A 16078-nucleotide genomic window follows, 5' to 3' on the forward strand; every position below is an offset into this window, starting at 1 on the left:
TTTTTAAACATCGTTAGAGAGACATTTATGAATAAAATCTTCCGTATCGTCTGGAGCCAAGCAACGCAATCTTGGGTGGTTGTTTCAGAATTAACCAAAGCACATAAAAAACAAAGTTCATCAAATTCACAAGGAAGTGCGGTTAAATTTTCAGGCAATTTTATTAAATCTTCAGCTATCGCCTTGACGCTATTAAGTGGCCATTCGGCTTATGCTGCTACAGCAGGCAACACTGCTGGGCAAGGTATAGCCAGTTCGGTTGCTTTTGGACCTGATTCAAATGCATCTCAAGATGGCGCTGTTGCACTTGGTAAGCAAGCCATAGCAACAGGAACTGAGGGTGCAGCATTAGGTAAAGGTGCTAAAGCTCAAGGGAATTTATCCGTAGCAGTCGGTGTTAAGGCCCAAGCTTCTGCTAATAATGCGATGGCTTTAGGTTTAGAAAGTAAGGCTACAAAAGACAATGCGGTTGCTTTAGGTAGAATGGCAGAGGCTACTCAAGAGAGTGCAGTGGCCCTTGGTTTCAAGTCAAAGGCTACAAGTTTCAATACTGTAGCTCTTGGTACAAATACAGAAGCGGCTGGGCAGCGTTCGATGGCATTTGGTAATGAAGCAAAGGCTACTGCGAATGATACAATTGCTTTTGGTTCATCTAGCGAAGCAAAGAAAAATAACGATATTATCATTGGTAAAGAAGCCAAAAGCCGTGATGAAGGGGGCGGACATAGCGTTGCTGTCGGCTATAATGCAACAGCCGGCTCTAATAAAACTGGAGCAGCTACTGATGTCACGAGAACAGGTACTAATGAAGCTGCAGGTGGCGTAGCTATTGGCGTCTCATCTTATACGGGGCTTAATAGAAATAATACAGCTATTAACTCTTCCGTAGCCATTGGTGCTGGTGCTGGTGCTGGGTATCGTGCGATTGGGGCAGACGGTTTACCGACAGGTAATGGTACCGATCCGGATGATAATGCTAAGGTATTGGTAAAAGCGTTTGGTGGCACTACTAGTACATTGGATTATTTTAAAAATACAGGAGATGCCAACAAGGATGGTTTCTTCTCTTTCCAAAATGTAGATATTAACGAAGGCACAGCCTTAGGTCGTAATACCCGTGCTATCGGGGACCAATCGGTAGCTCTTGGTGCACAATCTATAGCTGGTCAAGGCTCTATCGTTATTGGTGGTAATGATATTAAAGCTTATGTTAATAAGAAATACTTTAAGGCAGAAAGTCCGACTAGTGGACCAGCTAACACAGTAAATGATTTTGATGCGCCCACCACTCCTGCGACAGGAAAAAATGGACAGCCTATTACGATTACAAACAAGTATAGAGAGCTTGTAGGAGTCGCTTTAGATGATTCCTATCGTGCTAGCTATGGTCAAGACGGTTCTACCGTAATCGGTATGCAGGCCCACTCTACCACCCCGTTGGGCGTGGCGATTGGTACGAACTCTATCGTTAGAAAAGGTGCCTTTGGTTCGACAGCCATTGGTTCCGGTGCGTCCGTATTAGCGAATGCGGAGGCAGCAGTCGCCATCGGTATGGGGGCGGAAGCTCAGGGCAATTACGCCGTGGCTGCCGGTACGGCTGCCCGTGCTAAAGAATCTGCGGTAGCTGCTGGTTATCAGGCAAATGCTGATAAATCTGCGGTAGCTGTCGGCGATAGTTCTAAGGCGACAACATCTTCTGTTGCAGTCGGTCAGTTGGCACAAGCAACGAAAGAGGCTGATATTGCAGTTGGTCAAGGGGCGAAAGCGTCAGGTAATCAAGGTGCGATTGCCATGGGCTTGGGCACCAATGCGCAAGGCGATTCCTCTATTATGATTGGCGGTGCAAATATTGACTCCGCGTCTAAGCAAAATACAACATATGAAAAAGCAAACGGTCAAATATCGGAAAAAACGATAACTGAAATAATTAATGGCCATTCTGTTCAACGTAAATATAGTTTTGCAGGGACGACAACGACTACAGGAACTGTAGATAAAGCCTATAAAGAGTTAACCGGTCGTGATATGGATACATCTGCTATTAATTTTGCAGATACTACAAATAAAAATGGTCATGCATCCACATCCTTAGGGGTGCATGCCTTATCAAGAGGTGATTTGGGTACCGCTATTGGTGCAAGCTCTCGTGCTGACTCAATTGGATCTGTAGCCTTAGGTGTTGGCGCTCGGGCAACTAAACAAAATGCGGTAGCAATTGGTACGGGCTCCACAACCGATTTGGTGGGGACACGCCAATTAAGCGTGAATTACAACAGTGATGGCGAGATTGTTTCTGATAACTCAACAGATATAGCTTATACATTTAAGTGGGCAGGTGGTACCAATACCTCTGAAGGCGACGTCGTGTCTTTCGGTAGCTCCGGCGCAGAACGTCAATTGAAAAACGTGGCAGCCGGTCGCGTGGCAGAAGATTCTACCGATGCAATCAACGGTTCCCAGTTAAACTCCATCACCAAAAAAATTGCAGGGGGTTTTCACGCAAGCGGTAACGTGGTAACAGGATCTTCAGGTGAGTTCACATCTAAAAAAGCAAGTGTGACCCCAGCGGACAGCGCTTATGAAAGCGCAATCCGCCCGGAAGATAAAGTCCAATTTCAAGTCGGCAACAACTTGAAGTTAGATCGTGATGAAACCGAAGTTGAAGTTGAAGTTCCGGATGATTTTGATAAAACTAAAAAAGTTAAAAAGAAAATCAGAAAAGCCGATTTTGCCTACAGCCTGAACCCTGTATTAACCAACCTGACCAGCGCAGAGTTTAAAGGCAAAGATGCAAATGCGCCGACAACCAAGCTGACTAATGCAGGTGTTACTATTACTCCAGTAACAGCAGGTAAGAGCCCAGTTTCATTGACCGAAAACGGTTTAAACAACGGCGGTAATGCGATTACTGACGTAGCTGGCAACCTTGACGGTGCGAAAGCAAATACAAATGCACCAACAACTAATGCAACCAAACCGGCAACGCTTAATAACAGCAACGCCGCAACCGTAGGCGATGTATTGAATGCAGGCTGGAACTTGCAAGGAAATACGACAGCAAAAGATTTTGTTACCGCCTATGACACCGTTAATTTTGTTGACGGCGACGGCACAACTGTATCTGTTGAAAATACAGACGGCAAAACCAGCACAATCAAATACAGTGCAAACCTTGGCGATGGTTTGAAAAAGGATGATGCTACCAATAAGATCACTGTGAATGCTGCGGATAAATCCTTAACGGTAGGCTCTGACGGTGTTAAGGTTAATACTGGAAACATCAATACTGCAGCCGTGCCGACAGTAGATGCAGGAGATGAAAACAAAATCGCTACCGTAGGCAACGTCGCAGATGCCATTAAAGCAGCTGCTTGGAAGGCAACTTCGGCTGCCACAACAAGCGGTGAAAATACCGGCAAGAAAGAGCAAGAAGTCAAAGCTGGCGATACGGTAACCTTCGAAGCCGATAAAAACATCAAGATTGCTCAAGATAACGGTAAATTCACATTCTCGACAAAAGATGATGTGGTGTTTGAAACTGTGCAATTAGGTGGCGATCAAGGTCCTAAATTAAGTAAAACTGATGAGGGAGACCTTAAAGTATCTGGCTCTAATGGTACGGATCCAGTGAAAGTTACTAATGTGAAATCTGGATTGGATACGTATGGTGGTAATGTACCAGGTACAACGGCTAAAAACACTGGTTTAGTTGACTTGTCTAAACCTACGACAGGAGAACCTAAAGTAAGCGACAATACTGCCGCTACCGTAGGTGATTTACGTAATATGGGTTGGGTTGTATCTTCGGACAAAACAACAGGTGAATTAACAAAAGCGTACACAGACCAAGTAAAAAATGCGGACGAAGTGAAATTCGTTGGAGAAGGTGGCGTTACTGTATCTGGTAAAACAGAGAATGGTGTTCGTACTATCACTGTGAAAGCAGAGGCTCAAGAAATGCCTGAGCAACCTGTAAGTTATACAACTGCAGATGGTACAAAAGTATATCCTAAGACGGTAACAAAACCAGATGGAACTAAGGAAACTAAATACTATCCAAATCCAGATGGTACAGGCACTGAAATTCCTAAAGAGAATGTGATTGCATCTATCAATGGTCCAGAAGGTACTAAGGCACCAACTACATTATCCAATGTAGCAGGCAACTTAGATGGTGCTAAAAAAGGTACAACAGCGCCAACTACTGAACATGGCCCTGTAAATACAGCAGATAAAAATGCTGTTAACTATGTAAATCCTAATAATGCGGCTACTGTGGGTGACGTATTAAATGCAGGTTGGAATTTACAAAACAATGGCACTGCGAAAGACTTCGTAAAACCATATGACACAGTGAATTTTGTAGATGGAATCAATACCAAAGCGGTAGTGACCACGGATGCAGAAGGAAAAGTAAGTAATGTACAAATAGATGTAAAAGACTTACCGATCGCATATACAAATGAAGCTGGAGATAAAGTAGTTAAAGCAGCAGATGGAAAATATTACAAAGAAAGCGATTTAGCTGGAAAAGTATATGATCCAAAAACTAATCAGTTTAAAAATGCAGATGGAACAGCATTGAAGGAGCAACCAACAGAAGTAGCTGGAGATACTGTAAAAACTAATTTAGTAAATCCAAATGCAAAAGCAAACAAAGCTGGAGATGCAACACAATTGGGCAATGTAGCGAATGGTGCTAATACATTTGATCCAGTAGATGACAAAAAAATGGCTAACGATGGTAAATGGTATCCAGCTAATCAAGTTGAGCCTAATGGTCAACCTAAGAAAGATGCATCTCCAGTAGCTGTACCAAATAACATTGGTAAAGCAGGTTTAATTGATTTTAGCAAGTCTAATCCTAACAATGCAGCTACTGTAGGTGATTTACAAAACTTAGGTTGGATTGTATCTGCAAAAGGTAATGACTACTCAGATCAAGTACGTAATGCCAACGAAGTTAAATTTGTAGGTGAAGGCACAGCTTCAGTAACGGGTAAAACAGATGAGAATGGCGTTCGCACGATTACTGTGAAAGTAGATGACCAAGTATCTACAAATAATGCACAAATGCCTGTAAATTACACAACAGCAGATGGTACTAAAGTGTATCCAGTGAAGGATGAAAATGGTAATGTAACATATCACACAACGCCAGATGGAAAAGGTCAGGGAGATAAAGAAATACAAAAAGGTGATGTAATTACATCAATCAATGGCCCAGAGGGTACAACAGCACCAACAACATTATCTAATGTAGCAGGCAACTTAGATGGAGCTAAAAAAGATACAAAAGCGCCAACTACTGAACATGCTCCTGTAAATACAACAGATAAAAACGCTGTTAACTATGTAAACCCTAACAATGCGGCTACTGTAGGTGACGTATTAAATGCAGGTTGGAATTTACAAAACAATGACACTGCGAAAGACTTTGTGAAACCGTACGATACAGTGAATTTTGTAGATGGAATCAATACCAAAGCGGTAGTAACTACAGATGCAGAAGGAAAAGTAAGTAATGTAACGTTCAATGTCGATATGGCGGAAATGACACCTGAAACTGATGGTTCGGTGAAAGGTCCGGTTTCTCAAGACTTATTAGATGCATTAGATAAAGCTCAAGAAGAATTTGATAAAAATCCTAATGATGAAGCTGCGAAAAATGCATTAGAAGCAGCAGAAAAAGCAGTGAATGAAGCAGGTGGTAATAAAGTTGCTAACGCTCAAAATGTTGCAGATATGATTAACTCATCTGGCTTTACGCTGAAAACATCTGAAGTTGATGGTGGTAAAAAAGTTGCTGGAACTAAAGATAATGGTGAGTTAATTAATCCGGGTAAAACCGTTGAAATGGTGGCAGGCAAAAATATGTCTGTGAAACAAGATGAAAACGGTAAAGTGACTTATGCAACGAAAGACGATGTTGAGTTCAATACGGTAAATGTTGGCGAGCCTGAAACATACAAAAATGCAGCGGGCGAAACTGTTGTGAAAGGTAACGATGGTAAATTCTATAAACCAAACGAACTTAATGCTGACGGTAAACCAAATGAAGGAGCAACAGGTTTAGAACGAGACAAAGTGACGGTGGAAAATCCTCAAGTTACCTTGAAACGTGAAGCTGCGAAAGAGGCAACAAATAATGCCAATAAACCATCAAGTGCGTTGAATGTATCTTCTTCAGACGGCAAACCGACTCAGATTAAGGGGGTGGGCTCTGTATTAAATATCGAGGATGTTGATACCAAAGGTGATCAGGTTGATCCTAATGGCAATGTAACAACACCAGCTAAAGAAGCGAAAGACAAACTAGTTAACTTAGGCACTAACCCGAAAAAAGATGATAAACCTTTAAGCGAAGAGACATTAAATTCTGCTGCAACTGTTCGTGATTTAGCGAATATGGGCTGGGTGGTATCTGCAAAAGATAACAACTACACCAACACCGTGAAAAACGCGAACAAAGTGGAATTCAAAGGTGATAATGGTATCTCTGTAACAGGTAAAGATGTTACTCAAGCAGATGGTACTGTTACTCGCGAAATCACCGTTGCAATTGCAGATGGTAAAGTGACTGATAAGGTAACGATTACTAAAGATGGTAAAGACATTCCTGCAATTAAGATTGGTGATAACTACTATGAAGTAGATAAAAATGGTAAGCCAGTTGGCTACGAAGTAGATGAAAAGGGTAAACCGACAGCAAATAATAAACCAATTGATGTGGCAGGTGCGACTATTACGAATGAGGGTAATAAAGTCGTAACAGGTAATACCGTGGCAACAGCAATCCAAGAGTCTGGTTGGAATGTTGGTTTGGCTGATTCATCTAAAGCTAATGAAGCATTTAATGATGATAGTAAAGCGTTATCAGCAAATAAACTTGAGAAAGTCAATCCAAATGACAATGTTCGTTTTGCTGATGGTAAAGGTACAAAAGCAGCTGTTGCAACTGTTGAGCGTGTTGATGAGTTCGGCAAGAAAGTGACTGATACTTATGTGAAGTTTGATGTGGATGCGGGTGAAATTACTGCGGATACAACCAAACCTGGTGCGGTAAAAGGTCCTGTTACTGTAGATGAAGCGAAGAAACTGGCAGACGATCTGAAGAAAGCCGAACAGGCAGTAAAAGATTTGCCTGCGGATGCAACCCCGGAAACGAAAAAAGCTGCCCAAGATGCACTTAAACTAGCCCAAGATGCGGCAGCTCCGTTGAACAAAGTGGCAACCGCACAAAATGTTGCTGAAGCTATTAACAATTCAGGCTGGAGAACAAACTCTACCACTGCAACAGGCGGAGCGAAAGATACGCTAATCAATCCAGGTAAGGCTGTGAACTTTGAAGCTGGTAAAAATATGGAAGTGGCACAAACTGTCGATAAAGATGGCAATGTGGCATATACCTATAAAACCAAAGACAATGTTCAATTCAACAGCGTACAGTTTGGTGGTGATACGGGTCCTAAGATCAGTAACAATGATGGTAATATCAATGTAAGTGGTCCGGATGGTAAAGCACCAACTAAGATTACTGGTGTTGCTGCAGGCGATATTTCACCAAATAGTACCGATGCGGTAAATGGTGCACAAATTTATGCATTGGTTGGTGATCAAAGTAATGTTAACCAAACAAGTCCAACATACACTAAAGTGGATTTGGATGAAAATGGTAAACCAAGTTACACAACAGTAAATGCACCTGCTGGGAAAACAGTTGTGACGGCAAAAGATGATAATGGTCATGATGTTCCTGTGTTGAAAACTTATAACGTTCATAGCCAAAAAGAGATTGTGACTAACTCTGTTGTTGAAGCAATCCACAATATGAATGAGCAAGGTATTAAGTTCTTCCATTCAAATGATGGAGTTGAACGTCCTAAACAAGAGCAAACAAATAGTTTTGACTCAAGTGCAAGTGGTAAATTTGCAACAGCGATAGGTTCACGTTCAAAAGCGGATGGAACAAATGCAGTAGCAATAGGTTTTAATTCTGTTGTAACGGGTAATGATTCAATCAGTATTGGTACAGGCAACCGTGTAACAGGTAATAATTCTGGTGCATTTGGTGACCCAAGCACAGTTAGTGGCCAAGGAAGCTATTCTGTGGGTAACAATAATACCGTCGCAACCAATGATACGTTTGTGTTAGGTAATGAAGTGAAACATACTGTAGAAAATTCTGCTATCTTGGGTGCTAAATCAACAGCTCGTGGCGGTAATGGTTCTAAAACTGGTACTTTACGTAACTTGAAACAGGATGGCACTCAGGGTGCGAGCACAACAGCTGGTTCAACAGGTACTGTAAGTACTGCAACAGTTGGTCATATGACTTATGGTGGTTTCCAAGGTGATAAAGCTGATGGTGTAGTATCTGTAGGTGCTGCGGGTAATGAGCGTCGTATCCAAAACGTAGCAGCGGGTGAAATTTCTAAAACTTCAACAGATGCGATTAACGGTAGCCAGTTGTATGCTGTAGCTGCAGGTATTGGGCATAAACTTGGTGACTTGGATAACAAGATCAACAAAGTTGGAAAACGTGGTGATGCAGGTACTGCAAGTGCATTGGCAGCGGCGAATATTCCGCAGGCTTATACACCAGGTAAGAGCTTAGTTGGTATTGCAGCGGGTAGTTACCAAGGTCAAAATGGTCTTGCAGTAGGAATGTCTCGTATTTCTGATAACGGTAAGATCATCATTCGTTTATCTGGTACGGCAAATAGCCAAGGTAAAACTGGCGTCGCAGCTGGCGTAGGTTACCAATGGTAATCAGCTGATAGCAAAAACATAATGAAAAAACACCGCACTTTGCGGTGTTTTTTTATATCGGCTTTTAAAATATGCTTTAATTAACATTAAAAGAGGGAAAAATATGCCCGTATTATGTCATGCCATTTCACTTGCAATGCTTTATTAAAGATTGTTTAATAAGACTGTTCTCATAATAAGCTTAAAAAACAAAATGAACTAGTTTACTAGTACAAAAAATAAGTGTAGAGTAACAACATAATTAAACACAACATTTGAAAGCAAGAGAGTGATGTATGGCTAAAGAAAAAATTGAAATTGTCGTGGCAAACGATGATACGCGTATTGAGAAAGTCGATCAGGTTTTACCGCCCATTGCCTTATTAGAAAAATACCCAGCTAGTGAATATGCGGCTAAATTAGTAAAACAAACGCGTCATGAAGCACATAATATTATTCATGGTAAAGATGATCGTTTATTAGTGATTATTGGTCCTTGCTCTATTCATGATCCTAAAGCGGCAATTGAGTATGCAAACCGTTTAAAACCATTACGTGAAAAATATAAAGATAGCCTTGAAATTATTATGCGCGTGTACTTTGAAAAACCACGTACAACGGTGGGCTGGAAAGGTTTAATTAACGATCCGTATTTAAATGATACTTATCGTTTAAATGATGGTTTACGCATTGCACGAAAATTACTTTCTGATATTAATGATTTAGGTGTGCCATCTGCTGGTGAATTTTTAGATATGATCACGCCACAATATGTTGCAGATTTTATGAGTTGGGGCGCAATTGGGGCGCGTACGACTGAATCACAAGTTCACCGTGAGTTAGCTTCAGGTTTATCTTGTGCGGTTGGGTTTAAAAATGCAACTAATGGGGGCGTGAAAGTTGCTTTAGATGCGATTGGCGCAGCAGAAGCTCCTCATTATTTCTTATCTGTAACCAAATTTGGTCATTCTGCGATTGTTTCCACAAAAGGGAATGAAGATTGCCATATTATTTTACGCGGTGGTGATAAAGGACCAAACTATAACGCTGAAGATGTGGCAAAAGTTTGTGCGGATATTGAGAAGTCTGGTCGTATTCCACATGTTATGGTTGATTTCAGCCATGCAAATAGCTGTAAACAATTTAAAAAACAAATGGACGTTTGCCAAGATGTATGCAATCAGATTGCATCTGGTTCTAAACAAATCTTTGGCGTAATGGTGGAAAGTCATTTAGTGGAAGGCCGTCAAGATTTAGTTGATGGTAAAGCGCAGACTTATGGACAAAGTATTACAGATGCTTGCATTGGATGGGAAGATTCTGAAATTCTTCTTAAACAGCTTTCTGATGCGGTGATTGCTAGACGTAAAGTGAAGAGTAATTAATTGAAATATAATCTAGATACTAGATAGAAGTGCGGTTGATTTTCACCGCACTTTTTTATTCGCCTTTAACTACGCAGCCCATTTCATTTTATCGCGACGTTTCATTTGATGAATCGTATTGGTTACGGTGCCGACAATGGGTAAATTCGACCAATCTTTTGTATTTATATTTGGTGTAGTGGAATCCAATGCCATGAAAAGGTAATTGCCGCTATGCGCCATAAATTCATAGACATGAAATTCGTTATTTTCTTCTAGCACAACAAGATCACCTGTATAAAGATTGTCATTTTTTTCAACGACTAGCATATCTCCACTTTCAATCCCCCAAGCTAACATGTTTGGATTGGTGACATGAATAAAACAGGTTTGCTTTGGACGCTTAATGCAATAAAGATTCAAGTCTAGTTTTTTATTGAATTTAAGGCTGTCATCCATATCACTGAAAAAAGGGAGTGGATTATAAGAAAAATCCATTTCATATTGCGCAGTCAAAGTTTGGTTGTTCATTCTCTTATCTCCTGTTAAATAATATGGATAAATAACCTTTTACCTTGTTTTTTTGTACAGTTAAATTTTACTGGTGTTTCATACAGGGTGTCAATAGCTTAAATAAAAAATTTTTTTATCAGTATGTTTTTAGAAAATATCTAACAAATTTAGAAAAAAGTTCATTTATTGGATGACAAATAACAAAAAATATTTTCTTTCGATAAGAATTTACGCTATCTTTAATCTCCTCATAGGTGGATTGGCGACAATCTGAAGTTAAATTTATTAAAAAGAAAGATAAAAGTATGAACACATCTCGTTTATTTCGTCTGTTATTCCAGGGCAATTTAGTAAAAAGAATTGCAACTGGTTTAGTTCTAGGGATCATTATTGCGCTTGTTGGACCGGCACTTGAAGGTGCTTTAGGTTTTAATATTGCGGAAAAAGTAGGCGTTTTAGGTACCATCTTTGTTAAAGCATTGCGTGCTGTTGCGCCAATTTTGATTTTCTTCCTTGTTATGGCTGCGCTTGCAAACCGTAAGATTGGTACGAAAAGCAATATGAAAGAAATCATTGTGCTTTACCTTCTCGGTACATTCTTAGCAGCGATTGTTGCAGTTATTGCGGGTTTCGTATTCCCAACGGAAGTGGTTCTTGCAACCAAAGAAGATGCCAGCTCAGCGCCGCAAGCTGTTGGTCAAGTTTTATTTACCCTTATTTTAAATGTGGTAGACAATCCATTAAATGCGATTTTCAAAGCAAACTTTATTGGTGTATTAGCATGGTCTATCGGTTTAGGTTTAGCGTTACGTCATGCATCTGATGCAACTAAGAACGTATTATCTGATTTTGCAGAAGGCGTATCAAAAATTGTTCATGTCATTATTTCTTTTGCACCATTTGGTGTATTCGGTTTAGTGGCTGAAACCTTATCTGATAAAGGTTTAGTCGCATTAGGCGGTTATGCGCAGTTACTTGCAGTATTAATCGGTACAATGTTATTTACTGCTTTTGTTATTAACCCAGCATTAGTTTATTGGAAAATTCGTCGTAATCCGTACCCATTAGTATGGACTTGTGTACGCGAAAGTGGTGTAACAGCGTTCTTCACACGTAGTTCTGCGGCAAATATCCCAGTGAATATTGAATTAGCAAAACGTTTAAACCTTGATGAAGAAACTTATTCTGTTTCTATTCCATTGGGTGCGAACATCAATATGGCAGGTGCGGCAATCACGATCACAATTTTAACGTTAGCTGCAGTACACACATTAGGTGTGGAAGTATCTTTTGTTAGTGCGATTTTATTAAGTATCGTCGCTTCTCTTTGTGCTTGCGGTGCATCTGGCGTGGCGGGTGGTTCATTATTATTAATCCCATTAGCATGTAGCTTATTTGGTATTTCTGATGATGTAGCAGCACAAATGATCGGTGTTGGTTTCATTATCGGTATTTTACAAGACTCAACTGAAACCGCATTAAACTCATCAACTGACGTATTATTTACTGCGGCAGTATGTATGGAAGAAGAACGTAAAAACGCAGCATAATGATAATGCAAATAAGAGAGCGGGCTATGCCCGCTTTTTTTATGTGATTTTATATGCAAAGTGCGGTCTATTTTGATAGACTTCTGCCAAGTTTTATTTCCCTACAAATAGATAAGAAAAATGAACCACTTAATTATTTTTGCTCATCCTAATTCAGCGCGTAGTTTTGGACGAGCGATTGCCAATCGTATTGAGCAAATTAGTCAAGAAAATGGTGTAAATGTATTTTTTCGTGATCTTTATGAAATGAATTTCAATCCAATTTTATCTCATGAAGAATTGCAGAATGCTAACAAAGGTATTATTCCAGAAGATATTCAGCAAGAGCATGATTTTATTCTTCAAGCGAATTTAATTACGTTGGTTTATCCCCTTTGGTGGATGGGATTTCCATCAATTTTGAAAGGCTATTTAGATCGTGTATTAAGTCACGGCTTTGCCTATAAAACGGAAAACGGCGAATCGGTTGGATTGCTCAAAAATAAGCAAATGCAGCAATTTATTACGATTGGCAGTAATGTTGATAAATATAAAGAATTTGGTGTGGATAAATCGCTTAATCATTGTTTAATTAATGGATTATTTAATTACTGTGGCATTGAAAATGTTGAGTTTGAATTATTCGGTGATATTCATTTAATTGATGATGAGGCGCGTAAAGCAATGATTGAACTTGCCGCTCAAAAAACAAAAGAAAAATTGACCGCACTTTTAAAGGAAAAAGCGTAATGTCTGAAAAACAAATTAATAATTTTTCATTAATTAGTCGATTATTCGGTAATCTTTTTTATCGTTTTCCTACCGATGAAGTACTTGCAGGCGCGTTTACTTGGTTACAACAAAAAGGTCTGAATCAAGTTTGGGCATTAGATAGTGATAAAGAAAGTGAATTAGCGCTGAATAGCCTACAAGCTAAAATTGATCTCGATTTATTGAACGAAGAGTATCAAAAATTATTTGGTACCCATGGTAAAGTTATGACCTCTATTTCAGCTTATGGCATTGATGTTGAAGAATTTATGAATTTTCGCCTTGTACGCAATATGCCAGAAGTGGAAAGTGCGGATCATTTTGCTTTATTATTGCTTACCGCCTCTTGGCTTGAAGATAATTCGGATTCTTTAGTGGCTCAACAAGAATTGTTTGAAACCTTTTTATTGCCTTGTGCAGCGAAGTTTTTAACTCAAGTAGAAACTCAAGCAACTTTGCCTTTTTATCGTGCATTGGCCCTTCTTACTCGAGAAATATTGGCGGCGATGGCGGATGAATTGGAAGAAGAGTTGGGCAATATCTTGCTTTCCTCTAAGTCTTGAGGAAAGCAAGAAATATTTTATAGATAGGTTACAAAATCTTTTGTATCGATAATTCGGCATTCACGTTCGGCTTTTTCCATGCCTGTGCCAATCATGACTAATGCAATTACACGATCCTGTTCACGACATCCGAAAGCTTCTCGTAATGCAGTGCCATTAATCCATTTCCCTGAAATCCACACATTATCAAATCCTTGCGCTTGTGCAGCCAGTTGTAATCCATAAGTTGCACAACCTGCACTGAGCATTTGTTCCCATCCTGGTACTTTTGCGATTGTAGGATCAACTTTTGCTACAACACCGATTACCATTGGGGCTCGATGGGCTAAATTTTCAGCTTTTTTTAATCGCTCTTCACCAAGATCAAATTCGATAACCGCAGCTTTAAGCAGCTTTTCCAATTTATTAAGTCCTTCATTTTCCATGATAACAAAGTGATAGGGTTTTAATTTGCCATGATCAGGTGCACGCATTGCTGCTTGAAAAATTTGTTCTAATTGTTCAGCATTGGGCGCTGGTGCGGTTAATTTTTTATTTGATTTTCTTGTGGTTAAGAGGGTAAGTGCATCCATTGTATTATTCTCTGTCAATAAAAGTGCGGTAGATTATAGCATAGTTTTTGACAAGGCTTTGTGATACGCTAGCGCAAATTTTTTAAAGGTAATTCGTATGTTTCGAGTATTAAAATTATGTTGGAAAGCGCTGTGTTTCATTCGTGATCTCGTGATGAATGTGGTGTTTCTAGGTTTTGTCCTATTGCTAATGGCGATTATTAGCTTTTCAAGTGGTGGAAAAAAATCTACAACATTAACAGAGGAAGGTGGCTTATTGCTAAATTTAGATGGTTATTTAGCGGATAATCGTGATGAAACACTTCGTTGGCAAGATGCGCTAAGTGAATTGAACGGTGAGTATGTACCAAGAAAAATTTCAACATTTGATGTTGTGTCAGCGATTGAGTATGCGCAACAGGATCCTCAAATTAAAGGATTAGTACTCGATCTTAATCATTTTGAAGGAGCTGATTTACCTGCTTTAGATTTTATTGGTGCAACGATTAATCGCTTTAAAGAAAGTGGAAAACCTGTTATTGCTTATGCAGATAATTATACACAGGGGCAATATTATCTAGCTAGCTTTGCAAACGAGATTTATCTTAATACAATTGGTCAGGTGGATATACATGGGCTGGCTCAAGAGAATTTATATTTTAAAGATATACTCGATAAATTGGCAGTGACACCACATATTTTCCGCGTAGGAACTTATAAATCAGCGGTAGAACCTTTTATGCGCAACGATATGTCAGTTGAGGCAAAAACGAATATGCAGCGCTGGTTAAATTTAATGTGGAATCACTATACCTCAATGGTAAGCGAAAATCGTCATATTAAATCAAGTGATCTGTTGCCTGCGGCGAAACAATATTTAGATGAATTGAAAACATTGAAAGGGGATTCGACACGCTATGCGCAAAAACGTGGTTTGGTGACCCATTTGACAACACGTTTTGATTTAGAGAAAAAATTAACCATACTTTTTGGCAAAAATGCAGATGGGGAAGCTAATTTAGTCGCATTTGATGATTATTTAACACAATTCCCTGATCGTTTAACACCACAGGATAATTCACCAAATAAAATTGCCGTAGTGAATGTGGAGGGCACGATTATTGATGGGGAAAGTGATGAAGAAAATGTCGGAGGAGATACCATTGCGCGTCTTTTACGAAAAGCTTATGACGATAAAGCTGTAAAAGCGGTGATTTTACGCGTTAATTCTCCAGGTGGAAGTGCATTCGCTTCGGAAATTATTCGACAAGAGGCTGAAAATTTACAGAAAATTGGTAAACCTGTTATCGTATCTATGGGAGCAATGGCCGCGTCGGGTGGTTATTGGATTTCATCTACTTCAGATTATATCATTGCCGATGCAAACACCATTACGGGTTCTATTGGTATTTTCGCGATGTTCCCGACTTTCGAAAATAGCATTAAGAAAATAGGTGTGAATGCTGATGGCGTTTCAACTACTGAATTAGCCAATACATCCGCTTTTTCTCCGTTAGCAAAACCAGTGCAAGATATTTATCAAACAGAAATTGAGCATGGTTATGACCGATTTTTAGAAATTGTCAGCAAAGGCCGTCAAATTTCAAAAACACAAGTAGATAAACTTGCTCAAGGTCAGGTTTGGTTAGGCAGTGATGCATTCCAAAATGGTTTGGTAGATGAGATTGGTTCTTTTAATGAAGCAATCAATAAAGCTGAACAATTAGTGAATCAACGTCAAGAAAAAGCAATGGAATCTTTTAGCGTAGAATGGTTGATAGATGATGATAGCAATAGTTTTGTAAAGACATTATTACACGATACGAAAAAAACAACGCAACGTGCTTTTGCTAGCTGGATAGGGATGCCAGCTCCAATTCAAAAATTACAAAAGGAATTGAATGTATTAACTAAATTTAATGATCCTAAAGGACAATATTTGTATTGTTTGAGTTGTGGAAGCGTGAAGTAAAATTTACGTTTATTATGTTAACAGCACAAGTTTAATACCTGTGCTGTTATTTTTTTGAAGTAAA

8 protein-coding genes are annotated in these 16078 nt (G+C 39.5%); 6 read left to right on the forward strand and 2 right to left on the reverse strand.

What is annotated here, in order from left to right; all coding sequences use genetic code 11:
• The first annotated feature begins 27 nt into the window (after positions 1 to 27).
• Positions 28 to 8772, forward strand: a complete 8745-nt coding sequence (locus tag KP713_RS00285) for a YadA-like family protein (protein ID WP_215769516.1) — start codon at positions 28 to 30, stop codon at positions 8770 to 8772.
• Between the two features lie 275 nt (positions 8773 to 9047).
• Positions 9048 to 10136: a 3-deoxy-7-phosphoheptulonate synthase AroG gene (gene aroG, locus KP713_RS00290; protein ID WP_252346284.1), complete on the forward strand. Its 1089-nt coding sequence runs from the start codon at positions 9048 to 9050 to the stop codon at positions 10134 to 10136.
• Positions 10137 to 10205: 69 nt separating this feature from the next.
• Here aroG and KP713_RS00295 read toward each other — a convergent pair whose 3' ends face one another.
• Positions 10206 to 10646, reverse strand: a complete 441-nt coding sequence (locus tag KP713_RS00295; RefSeq protein WP_140450012.1) for a LexA family protein — start codon at positions 10644 to 10646, stop codon at positions 10206 to 10208.
• Between the two features lie 287 nt (positions 10647 to 10933).
• On the opposite strand from KP713_RS00295, the gene sstT reads away from it, so the two are divergent.
• The 3 genes from sstT to KP713_RS00310 all read left to right on the forward strand — a co-directional run bounded on the left by sstT (position 10934) and on the right by KP713_RS00310 (position 13491).
• A complete protein-coding gene (sstT, locus tag KP713_RS00300) occupies positions 10934 to 12178 on the forward strand; it encodes a serine/threonine transporter SstT (protein ID WP_048953555.1) in 1245 nt (414 codons plus the stop codon).
• A 120-nt stretch (positions 12179 to 12298) separates the two neighbouring features.
• Complete coding sequence (locus KP713_RS00305; RefSeq protein ID WP_215769517.1) at positions 12299 to 12907, forward strand: NAD(P)H-dependent oxidoreductase; 609 nt, start codon at positions 12299 to 12301, stop codon at positions 12905 to 12907.
• Positions 12907 to 13491 (forward strand): TorD/DmsD family molecular chaperone, encoded by a 585-nt coding sequence (locus KP713_RS00310; protein WP_215769518.1) that lies wholly within the window; start codon positions 12907 to 12909, stop codon positions 13489 to 13491. The genes KP713_RS00305 and KP713_RS00310 overlap by 1 nt, the downstream gene beginning before the upstream one ends.
• A 17-nt stretch (positions 13492 to 13508) precedes the next feature.
• On the opposite strand, the gene KP713_RS00315 is transcribed toward KP713_RS00310, so the two are convergent.
• Complete coding sequence (locus tag KP713_RS00315) at positions 13509 to 14063, reverse strand: NAD(P)H nitroreductase (protein WP_215769519.1); 555 nt, start codon at positions 14061 to 14063, stop codon at positions 13509 to 13511.
• Positions 14064 to 14160: 97 nt separating this feature from the next.
• On the opposite strand from KP713_RS00315, the gene sppA reads away from it, so the two are divergent.
• The gene (gene sppA / locus KP713_RS00320; protein ID WP_215769520.1) at positions 14161 to 16014 is read left to right on the forward strand and encodes a signal peptide peptidase SppA; all 1854 of its coding nucleotides are present in this window, start codon (positions 14161 to 14163) and stop codon (positions 16012 to 16014) included.
• Positions 16015 to 16078 lie beyond the last annotated feature (64 nt).

It is taken from the genome of Haemophilus sp. SZY H36 (assembly GCF_018829625.1).
GTDB classification, from domain to species: domain Bacteria; phylum Pseudomonadota; class Gammaproteobacteria; order Enterobacterales; family Pasteurellaceae; genus Haemophilus; species Haemophilus haemolyticus_K.